This window comes from Mesorhizobium sp. WSM4836, assembly GCF_055811815.1.
Genome location: NZ_JBVVQF010000005.1, coordinates 1 through 12,757, shown reverse-complemented (window position 1 = coordinate 12,757; position 12,757 = coordinate 1). Strand labels below are relative to the sequence as shown.

Annotated in this window: 15 protein-coding genes; 8 read left to right on the top strand and 7 right to left on the bottom strand. The window is 62.3% G+C overall.

The window, feature by feature from the left end; all coding sequences use genetic code 11:
- Window positions 1–217 precede the first annotated feature (217 nt).
- Both AC0L2P_RS07860 and AC0L2P_RS07855 read left to right on the top strand, forming a co-directional pair.
- The gene (locus tag AC0L2P_RS07860) at window positions 218–1,981 is read left to right on the top strand and encodes an acyl-CoA dehydrogenase (RefSeq protein ID WP_473500650.1); all 1,764 of its coding nucleotides are present in this window, start codon (window positions 218–220) and stop codon (window positions 1,979–1,981) included.
- A 54-nt stretch (window positions 1,982–2,035) separates the two neighbouring features.
- Window positions 2,036–2,788, top strand: coding sequence for a crotonase/enoyl-CoA hydratase family protein (locus AC0L2P_RS07855; protein ID WP_473500649.1), 753 nt, complete (start codon window positions 2,036–2,038; stop codon window positions 2,786–2,788).
- A gap of 177 nt (window positions 2,789–2,965) precedes the next feature.
- Here the strand turns inward: AC0L2P_RS07855 and AC0L2P_RS07850 are convergent, their stop codons facing one another.
- On the bottom strand, window positions 2,966–3,406 hold the full coding sequence (locus AC0L2P_RS07850) for a hypothetical protein (RefSeq protein ID WP_473500648.1): 441 nt from the start codon (window positions 3,404–3,406) through the stop codon (window positions 2,966–2,968).
- 158 nt (window positions 3,407–3,564) lie between these two features.
- Window positions 3,565–4,182 (bottom strand): pyridoxamine 5'-phosphate oxidase, encoded by a 618-nt coding sequence (gene pdxH, locus AC0L2P_RS07845; RefSeq protein ID WP_473500647.1) that lies wholly within the window; start codon window positions 4,180–4,182, stop codon window positions 3,565–3,567.
- 39 nt (window positions 4,183–4,221) lie between these two features.
- On the opposite strand from pdxH, the gene AC0L2P_RS07840 reads away from it, so the two are divergent.
- Together AC0L2P_RS07840 and AC0L2P_RS07835 are read left to right on the top strand one after the other, a co-directional pair.
- Window positions 4,222–4,680 carry an RT0821/Lpp0805 family surface protein gene (locus AC0L2P_RS07840; RefSeq protein ID WP_473500646.1) on the top strand — a complete coding sequence of 153 codons (459 nt, stop codon included), beginning with the start codon at window positions 4,222–4,224 and terminating at the stop codon, window positions 4,678–4,680.
- 100 nt (window positions 4,681–4,780) lie between these two features.
- Entirely contained in the window at window positions 4,781–5,707 is a 927-nt protein-coding gene (locus AC0L2P_RS07835) for a DnaJ C-terminal domain-containing protein (RefSeq protein WP_473500645.1), read from the top strand.
- Between the two features lie 66 nt (window positions 5,708–5,773).
- Here AC0L2P_RS07835 and AC0L2P_RS07830 read toward each other — a convergent pair whose 3' ends face one another.
- The 3 genes from AC0L2P_RS07830 to AC0L2P_RS07820 form a co-directional block, all read right to left on the bottom strand.
- A complete protein-coding gene (locus AC0L2P_RS07830) occupies window positions 5,774–6,544 on the bottom strand; it encodes a substrate binding domain-containing protein (RefSeq protein ID WP_473500644.1) in 771 nt (256 codons plus the stop codon).
- A 182-nt stretch (window positions 6,545–6,726) separates the two neighbouring features.
- Window positions 6,727–7,314 (bottom strand): NAD(P)H-dependent oxidoreductase, encoded by a 588-nt coding sequence (locus tag AC0L2P_RS07825; protein WP_473500969.1) that lies wholly within the window; start codon window positions 7,312–7,314, stop codon window positions 6,727–6,729.
- A gap of 232 nt (window positions 7,315–7,546) precedes the next feature.
- Window positions 7,547–8,122, bottom strand: a complete 576-nt coding sequence (locus tag AC0L2P_RS07820) for a GNAT family N-acetyltransferase (protein ID WP_473500643.1) — start codon at window positions 8,120–8,122, stop codon at window positions 7,547–7,549.
- A gap of 214 nt (window positions 8,123–8,336) precedes the next feature.
- On the opposite strand from AC0L2P_RS07820, the gene fabI reads away from it, so the two are divergent.
- Both fabI and AC0L2P_RS07810 read left to right on the top strand, forming a co-directional pair.
- Complete coding sequence (gene fabI, locus AC0L2P_RS07815) at window positions 8,337–9,155, top strand: enoyl-ACP reductase FabI (RefSeq protein ID WP_473500642.1); 819 nt, start codon at window positions 8,337–8,339, stop codon at window positions 9,153–9,155.
- Window positions 9,156–9,186: 31 nt separating this feature from the next.
- Window positions 9,187–9,774: a histidine phosphatase family protein gene (locus AC0L2P_RS07810; RefSeq protein ID WP_473500641.1), complete on the top strand. Its 588-nt coding sequence runs from the start codon at window positions 9,187–9,189 to the stop codon at window positions 9,772–9,774.
- A 12-nt stretch (window positions 9,775–9,786) separates the two neighbouring features.
- Here AC0L2P_RS07810 and AC0L2P_RS07805 read toward each other — a convergent pair whose 3' ends face one another.
- Together AC0L2P_RS07805 and AC0L2P_RS07800 are read right to left on the bottom strand one after the other, a co-directional pair.
- Window positions 9,787–10,050 carry a DUF1344 domain-containing protein gene (locus AC0L2P_RS07805; protein WP_023716902.1) on the bottom strand — a complete coding sequence of 88 codons (264 nt, stop codon included), beginning with the start codon at window positions 10,048–10,050 and terminating at the stop codon, window positions 9,787–9,789.
- A gap of 15 nt (window positions 10,051–10,065) precedes the next feature.
- Complete coding sequence (locus tag AC0L2P_RS07800) at window positions 10,066–10,329, bottom strand: hypothetical protein (RefSeq protein WP_473500640.1); 264 nt, start codon at window positions 10,327–10,329, stop codon at window positions 10,066–10,068.
- On the opposite strand from AC0L2P_RS07800, the gene aroC reads away from it, so the two are divergent.
- Entirely contained in the window at window positions 10,328–11,428 is a 1,101-nt protein-coding gene (aroC, locus tag AC0L2P_RS07795) for a chorismate synthase (RefSeq protein ID WP_473500639.1), read from the top strand. The two genes, AC0L2P_RS07800 and aroC, sit on opposite strands and share 2 nt — an antisense overlap.
- Before the next feature lie 97 nt (window positions 11,429–11,525).
- Complete coding sequence (gene ribB / locus AC0L2P_RS07790) at window positions 11,526–12,626, top strand: 3,4-dihydroxy-2-butanone-4-phosphate synthase (protein ID WP_473500638.1); 1,101 nt, start codon at window positions 11,526–11,528, stop codon at window positions 12,624–12,626.
- Window positions 12,627–12,757 lie beyond the last annotated feature (131 nt).

Genomic DNA, 12,757 nt, shown 5'->3' with positions numbered 1-12,757 from the left:
AGGTCTGCGGGCACGAGGCAATCCTATTTCGGTATTCTGCTCTATCTTGCCGAATTTAGGCTGCGTCATGGCAACTGCAAAATCTGCGTGACAAAATTGACGTTTACGTCAAAAGAAGATGGACAGGGAATTCCAGAAGCAGATGGTTTTGCATCGGCACAGGTCTTAAGTAGACCTGCCAGACTGGGGAGAGCCGGGCTGAGGAGGAGCGAACGCCATGTATCTGGCACCGGTCGAGGAAATCGCCTTCACGCTGAAGCATGTCGCCGGCTTGAAGCCGGCGCTCGATGCCGGCACCTTTGGCGAACTCGGCGAGGACCTCGTCGACGCCATTCTGGCTGAGGCCGGCCGCTTCGCCAGCGAGGAGGTGGCGCCGCTCTACAAGCTCGGCGACCAGCACGGCGCGGTGCTCGACGGCGCTGCCGTCACTACCCCGCCCGGCTGGAAGGAACTTTATCACCGCTGGATCGGCGGCGGCTGGAACGCGCTGTCGGCGCCTGAAGCGTATGGCGGCCAGGCGCTGCCGGCCATGCTCGGCGTCGCCGCGCTCGAAATGTGGAACTCCGCCTCGATGGCGTTCGGCATCGCCCCGACGCTGACCATGGGCGCGGTCGAAGCACTCGACAAGCATGGCTCGCAGGCACTTAAGGCCAAATATCTGGAAAAACTGGTCTCCGGCGAATGGATGGGCACCATGAACCTGACCGAGCCGCAGGCGGGCTCGGACCTGAATGCCTTGCGAACCCGTGCCGAACCGGCCGGCGACGGCACCTACCGCATCTTCGGGCAAAAGATATTCATCACCTATGGCGAGCACGATTTCACCGACAACATCATCCATCTGGTGCTGGCGCGGCTGCCCGACGCGCCGCCCGGCACACGCGGCCTGTCGCTGTTCCTGGTGCCGAAATTCCTGGTCGGCGACGATGGCGCGCTTGGCGCACGCAACGACGTCTTCTGCTCCGGGCTGGAGCACAAATTGGGCATCCACGCTTCGCCGACCTGCACCATGATCTACGGCGATGGCTTCGAAGGCAGCTCGCCCGGCGCGATAGGTTGGCTGGTCGGCGAGGAGAACAAGGGCCTCGCCTGCATGTTCACAATGATGAATAATGCGCGCCTTGCCGTCGGCATACAGGGCGTGGCGGTCGCCGAGGCGGCGACGCAAAAGGCGCTCGTCTATGCAAACGACCGCCGGCAGGGCAAGGCGGCAAGCTACGGCGGTGCCGGCATGGCGCCGATCGTGCATCACCCCGACATCCAACGCAGTCTTCTGACCATGAAGGCGCTGACCCAGATTGCCCGTGCCATCTGTTATTCCTGCGCCCACGCCATCGATCTTGCGGCGCAGAGCGAACATGCAAAGCACTGGCAGGAGCGCGCCAATCTTTTGACGCCGCTGGCCAAGGCATTTTCCACCGATGTCGGCGTCGAGGTCGCCTCGCTCGGGCTGCAGGTGCATGGCGGCATGGGGTTCATCGAGGAGACGGGGGCCGCAGCGCTTTATCGCGACGCGCGCATCGCGCCCATTTACGAAGGCACCAATGGCATCCAGGCGATCGATCTGGTGACGCGTAAGCTGCCGCTCGGCGGCGGCCGGCATGTGCATGGCTACATCGCCGAACTCAAGTCCGCCGCGAATGCGGTAGGAGCGTCGAACCTTGAAGGCTTCGGCCGCACCGCCGATCACCTCGACCAGGCGCTCGACGAGCTCTCCCAGGCAACCCGTTTCCTGCAAGATCTGCAGGCCGAGGGCCGTTCGGACGAGGCGCTGGCCGGCGCCACACCTTATCTCAGGCTGATCTCGCTCGCCGCTGGCGGCGCCTATCTGGCGCGCGGCGCGCTTGCCGACCAAAACCGCATCGCGCTGTGTCGGTTCTTCGCCGAGAACCTGCTTGGCGAAGTGGGCGCGCTGAAGGAGTGCGTGATCGGCGGCGCCGACAGCCTTGCCGTTGCCGGCAAGACGCTGATTTCAGCCTGACGTTCGCACGCGCCGAAAATTCACAAAGGCCCGAAATTCACAAAGGACCAGTCCGTGACAGACCACATCGTCGTCGAGCGCCAGGGCGCCATCCAGATCATCCGCATGAACCGTCCGGACAAGAAGAACGCCCTGACCCGCGCCATGTACGCGACGATGTCGGCGGCTCTTACCGGCGGCGACGCTGATCCGGCGATCCGCGTCCATGTCTTTCTCGGCGTGCCAGGTGCCTTCTCGTCCGGCAACGACCTTGCCGATTTCTTGGTCGTCGCCACGGGCGGCGAAGGCGGTTCCGAGGTCTGGGATTTCCTGATGGCCTTGGCCAAAGTGGAAAAGCCGATGGTTTCCGGGGTCGACGGCATTGCGGTCGGCATCGGCACCACGCTCAACCTGCATTGCGACCTGACCTTCGCCACGCCGCGCACGATATTCCGGACGCCCTTCGTCGATCTCGGCCTTGTGCCGGAGGCAGGATCGAGCCTGCTCGCACCGCAGATCCTCGGCCGGCAAGGCGCCTTCGCGCTGCTTGGCCTTGGCGAGGGCTTTTCGGCCGCGCGCGCCAAGGCCGCCGGGCTGATCTACGAGGTGGTCGAGGAGGGGCAACTCGAAGCATCGGTTTTGGCGGCGGCGGGCCAGATCTCCGCCAAGCCGCCGCAAGCGCTGAAGATCGCGCGCGACCTGATGCGCGGCTCGCGCGACGCCCTTGTCGAGCGCATCGGCCAGGAAAGCCAGCATTTCCGCGAACGGCTCAAATCCGACGAGGCCCGCGCCGCCTTGACCGCCTTCACGACCAGGAAAATGGCCTAAATGCATGTCGCGCAAAAGTGTGCAGCGGTTTTGCGATAACGACATGCATCAAAACAAGAACTAAAGTGCGTCGCATGAGGCCGGTCGAACGCGACGCGCTTTAGAACCTTCTGGCCGTGTCCCGCACCGTGGACCCGCCGGCAGCAACCGGCGGGTTTTCTCGCCATGATCTCTTTGTCACATCGCCATTTTTTTACATTCTGCCTGGGCCTTTGCCGAAGACGTGTCGATCATGAATGTCTTGCCTTTGGCGTCGGTCATCAACATCATGCAGTGCTTGATCGGTTTCGCCATTTTCATCATGTCGGCGCTCATCTTCGCGTCGGGCATCATGGTGCCCATATGACCATCGGGCATGATCGCCATGACCTCCCCACCCTTCATCATCGTCATCGTGCCCATCGCGTCCTCCGCAAAGGCTTGCGTGGCGAAAAGGCCGACAAGACCGGCCATCGTGACCAACCTGAATGAATGCATTGCTTCCTCCTGAGTTTGCGCCAGCGGCGCGTTGAGCCCTTTCCTGGTTCGTTGCGGCAAGCTGGAATGTTTCACGCACACGAGATCGTGATAGTGGGGATTGGAAATCGGCAGAGGCGGCGCAGCCTTGACCGCCTTCATGGCCAGGAAAAAGGCCCGCTGAATCGCCGGCGCAAGCAGTATGACCTGATCTCGCGCGTCTCGTTGCGATTTACGGCGCGTGCGGCCAGAGCTGTGCGGCGTGCATGACGGTCAGGATTTCGACAGTCTCGCCCTCGACGCGATGAGGGATGATATACCTACGGATAAAGCCTCACCTTGTCCCAGCCGCCCTCGGCGTTGCGTGAAAAGACGACGCGGTCGTGCAGCCGGAACGGACGGTCGTGCCAGAACTCGATCGTCCGGGGCACGATGCGGAAGCCCGACCAGTGTTTTGGCCGCGGGATGTCGCCGATGGCGTGGCGCGCCGTATATTCGGCGACCGCCTTTTCCAGCGCGAAGCGGCTTTCCAGCGGCCGCGACTGCTTGGAAGCCCAGGCGCCGATGCGGCTGCCGCGCGGGCGCGTCGCATAATAGGCATCGGCTTCGGCGTCGGTGACGATCTCCACCGGACCGCGCGCCCGCACCTGCCGGCGCAGCGATTTCCAATGGAAGCACATCGCCGCTTTCATGCTGCCCAGGATCTCGCGGCCCTTGGCGCTCTCGAAATTCGTGTAGAAGACAAAGCCGCCCTCGTCGAAGCCCTTGAGCAGCACCATGCGCACATTAGGCATGCCCTCGGCGTCGACCGTCGCCAACGCCACGCTGTTGGGGTCGTTGATCTCGCTCTTCGTCGCGTCGTCGAGCCACGCCGCAAATAGCCGGAACGGTTCCGCCGCCTCGGTAAAGTCACCGCTTGTTAACCCGGTTTCGCTCATAGTTTTCTCAAATTTGTCGCCGGCTGGGGAGATTGCCGATTGTCGCGTATCGTGCAAGCTTTTGACAGTGGGCAATGGAGCGTTATCGCTTCGGCCAGCGCCAAAGCCATGATCGTGACAATCGTCCTGCCGCTTGCCGCCTGCGGCGGCGGCTTCAGCTTGGAGCAGGCCGAGGTCGACCGCTCGGTGCTGACCTCGAGCACGCCGGCCTCGGCCACGCCACTCGATCAGGACGGCGCCTCCGACCAGGCCACGATCCGCAACGCCGTGTCCTCCGCCGACGTCGGGCAACTGGCCGGGCAGGCCGTTCCCTGGGCGAATGCCGACACTGGCTCGCGCGGCTCCATCACCGAGCTTGCGGAATTCAGGGCTAACGGCGAGACATGCCGTCGTTTCACCGCGTCGCGCGAGAGCTTCGATGGCGTCGCGCTGTTCAAAGGCGAAATATGCCTGGCAGGCGGCAGCGCCTGGCGAATGCAGGATTTCGAAGCGCTCTGATTTTCCGCCGGTGATATAGCGGTAGGCCACTGGAATTTCTTCCTATGCGAGCGCATATAGGAGGCGATCATGGAACCACTCCTTCTCCAGGGCAGTAAGCATGCGCGACCCCTATGAGGTGCTGGGCGTTGCCAAGAACGCATCGGCCAAGGACATTAAGTCGGCGTACCGGAAGCTCGCCAAGAAGTATCATCCGGACCAGAATCCGGATCCGAAGGCAAAAGAGCGTTTTGCCGCCGCCAACCAGGCTTACGAGATCGTCGGCGACGAGAAGAACCGGGCGGCTTTCGATCGCGGCGAGATCGACGCCGAAGGCAAACCGCGGTTCCAGGGGTTCGAAGGCGCGGCTGGCGGCGCCGATCCTTTCGCCGGTTTCCGCCGGCAGCAAGGGCCGGGCGGCGCACATTTCGAATTCCGCACGGGCCGTCCCGGTGGTGATCCGTTCGACGGCAACAGCGACATCTTCAGCCAGATATTCGGCGATGCATTCACCCAGCAGCGCGGCGCCGGCATGGGCGCCGGACGCCGGATGCCAACCGCCGCAGACCTCAACGTGACGCTGGACGTCACCATCGAGGAGGCCGCCACCGCCGAGAAGGTGACGGCGATGTTCCCCGATGGCCGCAAGATGGCGGTCAAGCTGCCGGCCTATGTCGAGGACGGCCAGACCATCCGGTTGAAAGGCCAGGGTGAGCAAGGGCCGGGGCAGCCCGGCGATGCACTGGTCAAGATCCGTTTCCGCCGGCACCCGCGCTACCGCGTCGAGGGACGCGACCTGCATGTCGACCTGCCGGTGGAATTGGCCGATGCGGTGCTTGGCGCCAAGGTCGCGGTCGAAACTCCGACCGGCAGGATTGCGGTCAACGTTCCCCCGTGGTCCAGTTCGGACAAGGTTCTGCGGCTGAAGGGCAGGGGCCTGCCGGAAAAGGCCGGCGGTCACGGCGATCTCTACGCGCATGTGCGGCTGATGCTGGCGGAAGGCGGCGACACCGAGCTCGAGGCGCTGATGCGCCGGCGAAAGGGCTGACGGTCGAAAAGGCGAGGGGCCGGAACTCGACTACGAGGTGAAGAGCATACTGCCCGCACCATCCCGTTAGAGATCCACTGCGACCTCGACGCAGAAGTCGACGAAGGCACGGACCTTGGCCGGCGGATGTTTGCGGGAGGGATGGAAGGCGAAAAGCGGAAAGCGCTCGCCATGCCAGTCTGGAAACAGATCGATCAGTTCGCCCTTCGCCAGCAGACCGCCCGCGCCCCAGCCGATCACCTGTGCGATGCCCGTGCCGGCGACGCATTCCGCCAACATCGACTTTGGATCGGTGAAGGTGAGCGGTCCCGTGGTCGGGACCTGGATCGTCTCCTTGCCGCGAACGAATTCCCAGTCGAACGGCCGCCTCGTGTACGGATCGAGGAATTGCAGGCAACGGTGCCCGGCCAGGTCTGAGGGGTGGACCGGTTTTCCGCGCCGCTCGATGTAAGCCGGCGATGCCACTGTCAGAATGGGCGCCTCGATCAGCTTACGCGCAACCAGGGTAGCGAGTCGCGGTTGCCCGAAGCGAATGGCAAGGTCGATCCCTTCGGCGACGAGATCGCCGACATGATCGCTGGTCACGAACTCCACCGAAAGATCGGGGTAGCGTTCGCAAAAGGCACCCAACCGTCCCGCAAGCACCAGCGGGAGGAAGAACGGGTCGATGTCGACTCTGAGCCGGCCGCGCACGACGGAAGCAGTGCCTGAGGCGACCACGGCCGCGTCCTCAATCGCGGTCAGGTGAGGCCGCACCTCCTCGTAAAAGCGTTGGCCCTCACCGCTGCCGGCGTAAGCCGGCCTGTCAGATCGGCCACCGAGATCCGCTTCTTCCACTGGGCGCAGTCTCCTGGGGACCCGTGACGCTTCGCCAGTGATTATGGCTGCCAGATAACCCAACCTTCGGCGCGTATGCGCGTGCATACCGATAAGGGCAGCGGTCACGAGCCGCGCTGTCCCGACGGGCATTGTTCTACCTGCGCCTTTTCACAGGAAGGAGCATTGTGAACGGGGCACACCTATAGAGGTTGGAGTATTGATCTAATGCGATTTATCGCAGCATCGACATCTTGCCTAGACATACTTTCAACCTTGTAAAATGAAAGGAAGGTAAGCGAGGCCTGAGGAGCACAGGTATTCAGAATAGCTGTCTTGAGGACACGCCGCACTGGCCGCCTGAGGATCAACCAATCGACCCACCAAGGTGAGCCCAAAGTTGTTATCGCAACCACCTTCCTTAACTGGTGAAGCCGCGGTTGTATGGCACCAAGATCGGCCGCGTGATCGTATGCTATACCAGGTGCCCATACCCTGTCGAACCAGCCCTTCAATATAGCTGGAGGTCCGAACCACCACGTGGGAAAAATCAAGACGATAGTCTCGGCCCAGAGAAGGTCCTCAATCTCTTCAACTATCTCCGTAGTCTCGAATCCGGAATAGTAGCTCGCGCGTTCCGCCGGTGTAAGAGCCGGGAAGAAGCCAGATCGATACAGATCAACATGTCGACACTGATGCTTCGCCTCCATCAGGGTTTCGATAACTGCGTTCGAAAGCGTTTGGCAAAGGCTTCGATCGAGTGGATGAGCTGTGACAATCAAACATCGCATGCCGATATTTTGAATCCTCCCAATTTGGTTGCGCTGCGCGTCATCATTCGTGCGGTGCGATGCTCGGGCGAAGCTTCTCATAACAATCATGGATTTCGAAATAACTGCACGCGCCGCAGTCTTCAAAGAGCAATTGTTTTTCACGTCGAGAATGGCCCTTCTCGCCTCAAGGGACTTCGAGCCCCCTCGTTGCGGACCTAAACAGCACAAACAATCTCTAGTGGCGGATGGCTCAAGCCCGGCAGTCTGGCATCGCGTTGCTCGCCAACAGTGACGATCCGATGTCTCCGTCGTACGCAAAACGCTCGCAGCGCTCGCCGTCGGACTCATCGATGAAGCTCCCGAGATATTTGAAGCCGAGCTTCGCCAATACCCGCAGCGACATGAAATTGCGCGCCGCCGCCTCGGCCGTCACCTGGTCAAGCTCCAGAGTTTCAAAGGCGTACCGGAGGACTTCGCGCGCCGCCTCGCTGCCCAGTCCGTGCCCCCAATGCGCACGCGCCAGCACAAATCCCAATGCGGCTGCCTTGGCGTCGGTTACGCCGAAGGACAGGGTTATCGTCCCGATCGCGTCCGATACTCCAGCTTGGTCTATGGACCACTGGATCGCCTTACGGTCAGCGAACCGCTGACGCGAACGCGCGAACCACCGCTCGCCTGCGCTTATGTCGTCAGGAACGGGATCGCCGGCAAGGGAGGCGGATTCGACATCCGTCGCGCGCGCAAACCATGCTGGGATATCCCGTTCGCTCGGCGCCCGAAGCCCGAGCCTTGGTGTTGTGAGCTTGGGAAATAGGACTGTTTCCATAGGGGGCATTTTCGACTTGAGACGGCGCCAATGCAACGGGCTCTGGCAGGTCGCGCCGAGTCAAGCGCCATAGCGTTCTTTGCGCGTCCAAGGACGCGTAGCGCTGTTGAGCGACCGCTTTGTCCCCGAACTGTCCGCTTTGGACGCTTGATGGTGTCCTGTGGCTGTGCGATAGGCACTCCACAAAGCAGAGAACCTTGCGGAGAGCGCTGACATGGCGGGTGGACGGGGCCTTATGGCCGGCAAGCGCGGCCTTATCCTTGGCATCGCCAACAATCGCTCGATCGCTTACGGCATCGCCAAGGCCTGTGTCGATCACGGCGCCGAGATCGCGCTGACCTATCAGGGCGAGGCGTTCAAGAAACGCGTCGAGCCGCTCGCGGCCGAATTGGGCGCGCATGTCGCGGGCCATTGCGACGTGACCGATCCGGCCAGCCTCGATGCGGTGTTCGCCGAGATCGCCAGCCATTGGGGCAAGCTCGATTTCCTTGTCCACGCCATCGCCTTTTCCGACAAGGACGAGCTGACCGGCCGCTATGTCGAGACGACGCGCGACAATTTCCTGCGCACCATGGATATTTCGGTCTATTCCTTCACCACCATCGCCAAACGTGCCGAGGCGCTGATGACCGACGGCGGCTCGCTGCTGACGCTGACCTATTACGGCGCGGAAAAGGTGATGCCGCACTACAACGTCATGGGTGTCGCCAAGGCGGCACTCGAGGCCAGCGTGCGCTATCTGGCCGTCGATCTTGGTGCCAAGAAGATCCGCGTCAACGCCATCTCCGCCGGCCCGATCAAGACGCTTGCGGCATCCGGCATCGGCGATTTCCGCTATATATTGAAGTGGAACGAGTACAATTCGCCTCTGAAACAGACGGTGACGCAGGAGGAGGTCGGCGATTCCGGCGTCTATTTCCTGTCCGATCTTTCGCGCGGCGTCACCGGCGAGATCCACCATGTCGATTCCGGCTATCATGTCGTCGGCATGAAAGCGGTCGACGCACCGGATATTTCGACCGTCAAGGACTGACGCCACCGCCTGACCTCTTCCGGAAGACCTGATGTACCCGCTCGTCTACATCGTGCGCCACGGCCAGACGGCGTGGAACGCCGAGGGCCGGCTGCAGGGGCAGGCCGACACCGATCTCAACGCGCTTGGCCGCGAGCAGGCGACCCGCAACGGGTGCAGGTTGGCCGAACTCATCGACAAGCCCGAAGATTTCGATTTTGTCGCCAGCCCGATGCGGCGCACGCGCGAGACGATGGAGCGCCTGCGCGCGGCGATGAAGCTCGATCCGCACGCCTATCGTACCGAGGCGCTGCTGATAGAATTGAGCTTTGGCGACTGGCAGGGTTTCACCTTTGCCGAACTCGAGGCGAATGATCCCGGTTCGACCAAGCAACGCCGCCGCGACAAATGGAATTTCCAGCCGCCCGGCGAGGGCGCCGAAAGCTACCAGATGCTGCTCGAACGGGTGAAACCGTGGTTCGATGCGCTCGACCGGCAGACGGTCTGCGTTACCCATGGCGGCGTCGTGCGCGCGCTGTTCCGCTTCCTGCTGGACATTCCCAAGAAGGAGGCGGCAGCCCTCGACGTGCCGCAGGACCGCCTGCTCAGGCTGGAGGGCAAACGCCTGGAGTGGCTGTAAGCCGGAACGCCGCTACTCGGTCGATCCGGTGTCGGGCAGTTCCATGTCGGTGACGACGTTCTCGCCATTGGTCACGTCATAGGCGAGGACGATGTCCATCCCCGGCTTCAGTGCATCGAGGTCGGTTTCGGCGTTCAGCTTGTAGGACTTGCCGTCGTCAAGCGTCAGCGTCAGCGCATCCTTGTCGACCTTCTTGATCAGGCCTTCGGTCTGGCCGGCGAAGGCGGCGGTGGAAATCAACAGCGTGGCGGCAACAGCGCCAATCAGGATACGCATCATCGTCCTCTTTAATCATCGCCGGTACAGCGGCTCGGTCCAACGGAACGGAACTGAGCAGAAACCAATCGAATGTGTCAAAACTAAATCCGCCGGATCACAGTTTGACCACTGTGGAAAACGCCAATAGAAGGCAGGCTGCTGCGCCGCACGTCCTCTTGGGCGCACAAAGGACGCTGTAGCACTTTTGATTTTTCGCGCATGTTCCTTTCCGAGAATCGCTTCGATTTTCGAGGTCATGCGCCAAGCCGGCTCCGATGCCGGCAGGGCTGGTTTCATGTCGCACAACACCTTCGGCCATCTTTTCCGCGTCACCACTTGGGGGGAAAGCCACGGGCCGGCGCTGGGCTGCGTCGTCGACGGCTGTCCGCCGGGCATCCGCTTCACTCGCCACGAGATCCAGGCCGAGCTCGACAAGCGCCGCCCCGGCCAGTCACGTTTTGTGACGCAGCGTCGCGAGCCTGACGAGGTCAAGGTCTTGTCCGGCTTCATCCTCGATGAGGACGGTGAGACGATGATCACCACCGGCACGCCGGTGTCGATGCTGATCGAGAATGTCGACCAGCGTTCCAAGGACTATGGCGAGATCGCCCGCCAGTACCGGCCGGGCCATGCCGATTACACTTACGAGGTCAAATACGGCCTGCGCGATTATCGCGGCGGCGGCCGCTCCTCGGCGCGTGAGACGGCGGCGCGGGTGGCGGCCGGGGCGCTTGCCCGCAAGGTCGTGCCAGGTATGGTGGTGCGCGGCGCACTGGTGTCGATGGGCGATAAATCGATCGATCGCGCCAATTGGAACTGGAATTTCGTCAGCGACGCCGAAAACCCGTTCTTCACGCCCGATCCGGCGTCGGTCGCCGTCTTTACGAAATATCTGGACGGCATCCGCAAGGCGGGCTCCTCGGTCGGTGCGGTCATCGAGATCGTCGCCGACGGCGTGCCGGCGGGGCTTGGAGCGCCGATCTATGCCAAGCTCGATCAGGACATCGCCTCGGGCCTGATGTCTATCAACGCCGTCAAGGGCGTCGAAATCGGCAACGGTTTCGAAGCTGCCCGCATCACCGGCGAGCAGAATGCCGACGAGATGCGCATGGGCAATGACGGGAAGCCGGTGTTCCTGTCCAACAATGCCGGTGGCATCCTCGGCGGCATCTCGACCGGCCAGGCGATCGTCGCGCGTTTCGCGGTGAAGCCGACCTCGTCGATCCTGACGCCGCGAAAGTCGATCGACAAGGACGGCAACGACGTCGAGATCATGACCAAGGGCCGGCACGATCCATGCGTCGGCATCCGCGCCGTACCGATCGGCGAGGCGATGGTTGCCTGCGCCATCGCCGATCATTATCTGCGTCATCGGGGACAAACGGGAAGGGAGTAGGGGAGCAGGTTACGCGGCTCCCGCTACAGCAATTTTTTCCTTTCCCCTACTCCCATACTGCCCTACTCCCTATTCCCTGCGAGCGAAGCGAGCGCTTATGTCTTACGACCAGAAGAAGATCGTTGAAGCCCTGCGCGCCTTCGAGCGCGGCGAGATCGTCGTCGTCATGGACGATGACGGGCGCGAGAACGAGGGCGACCTGATCGTCGCCGCGGTCCATTGCACACCGGAAAAGATGGCGTTCATCGTACGCAACACGTCAGGCATCGTCTGCACGCCGATGCCGCGCGAGGAAGCTAAGCGGCTCAATCTGTCGCCGATGGTGGCTGACAATGATTCTGCTCACACCACTGCCTTTACCGTCAGCGTCGACTTCAAGCACGGCACCACGACCGGCATTTCGGCGGACGACCGCACGCTGACGGTGCGCAATCTCGCCAATGGCAATGTCGGCGCGTCCGATTTCGTGCGCCCCGGCCACATCTTTCCACTGATCGCGCGCGAAGGCGGCGTGCTGATGCGTTCCGGCCATACCGAAGCCGCGGTCGACCTCTGCAAGCTCGCCGGCCTGCCGCCGGTCGGCGTGATTTCCGAGCTGGTCAATGATGACGGCACCGTCATGCGCGGGCCGCAGGTGCAGGCCTTCGCCGAAAAGCACGGGTTGAAGCAGATCTCGGTTGCCGACCTTATTGCCTACCGGCAGCGCAAGGAAACGCTGGTCGAGCGCGTCGCCTGTTCCGACATCGAGACGCCCGGCGGCAAGGCACAGGTCTTCACCTACACGCTGCCTTGGGATTCCATGCATCACGTGGCGGTCGTCTTCGGCGATATCCGCGACGGCGTCGAGGTGCCGGTGCGCCTTCATTCCGAGGACGTGGTGAGCGACGTCTTCGGCACCAGCCACAGGCTGGACGCCATCATGGAGGCGATGGGCGCGCGCAAGCGCGGCGTCATCGTCTATCTGCGCGAAGGCTCTGTCGGCGTCGCTCATCAGGAGCGCAAGCGGCCGGCTGCCGGCGACCGAGAGGATCATGAAGAGGCGCGCCGGCGCGAGAACGAATGGCGCGAGATTGGCCTCGGCGCGCAAATCCTCAAGGATCTCGGCATTTCCTCGATCAATCTGATCGCCTCGCGCGAGCGCCATTATGTCGGCCTCGAAGGTTTTGGCATTCACATCGCCAAGACCGAGATTCTTTAGGCCATTCTCACGATGCTGGTATGCGTTCGGCCCCCGCCTAGGTGTTTAGTCCCGGCATTTGCTGGAGCGGATCAAGCTTGAAGCGTTCTGGCTGTGCAGCCCATGCCTTGCAAATGAACTCGTAGGGCGTG

Excerpts from the sequence above, each read along its gene's own strand:
- AC0L2P_RS07805 (WP_023716902.1), bottom strand. The coding sequence starts at position 10,050 with ATGCGTATCCTGATTGGCGCTGTTGCCGCCACGCTGTTGATTTCCACC.
- fabI (WP_473500642.1), top strand. The coding sequence starts at position 8,337 with ATGGCGGGTGGACGGGGCCTTATGGCCGGCAAGCGCGGCCTTATCCTT.
- pdxH (WP_473500647.1), bottom strand. The coding sequence starts at position 4,182 with ATGAGCGAAACCGGGTTAACAAGCGGTGACTTTACCGAGGCGGCGGAA.
- ribB (WP_473500638.1), top strand. The coding sequence starts at position 11,526 with ATGTCTTACGACCAGAAGAAGATCGTTGAAGCCCTGCGCGCCTTCGAG.
- aroC (WP_473500639.1), top strand. The coding sequence starts at position 10,328 with ATGTCGCACAACACCTTCGGCCATCTTTTCCGCGTCACCACTTGGGGG.
- AC0L2P_RS07820 (WP_473500643.1), bottom strand. The coding sequence starts at position 8,122 with ATGGAAACAGTCCTATTTCCCAAGCTCACAACACCAAGGCTCGGGCTT.
- AC0L2P_RS07825 (WP_473500969.1), bottom strand. The coding sequence starts at position 7,314 with ATGCGATGTTTGATTGTCACAGCTCATCCACTCGATCGAAGCCTTTGC.
- AC0L2P_RS07850 (WP_473500648.1), bottom strand. The coding sequence starts at position 3,406 with ATGAAGGCGGTCAAGGCTGCGCCGCCTCTGCCGATTTCCAATCCCCAC.
- AC0L2P_RS07835 (WP_473500645.1), top strand. The coding sequence starts at position 4,781 with ATGCGCGACCCCTATGAGGTGCTGGGCGTTGCCAAGAACGCATCGGCC.
- AC0L2P_RS07810 (WP_473500641.1), top strand. The coding sequence starts at position 9,187 with ATGTACCCGCTCGTCTACATCGTGCGCCACGGCCAGACGGCGTGGAAC.
- AC0L2P_RS07860 (WP_473500650.1), top strand. The coding sequence starts at position 218 with ATGTATCTGGCACCGGTCGAGGAAATCGCCTTCACGCTGAAGCATGTC.
- AC0L2P_RS07800 (WP_473500640.1), bottom strand. The coding sequence starts at position 10,329 with ATGAAACCAGCCCTGCCGGCATCGGAGCCGGCTTGGCGCATGACCTCG.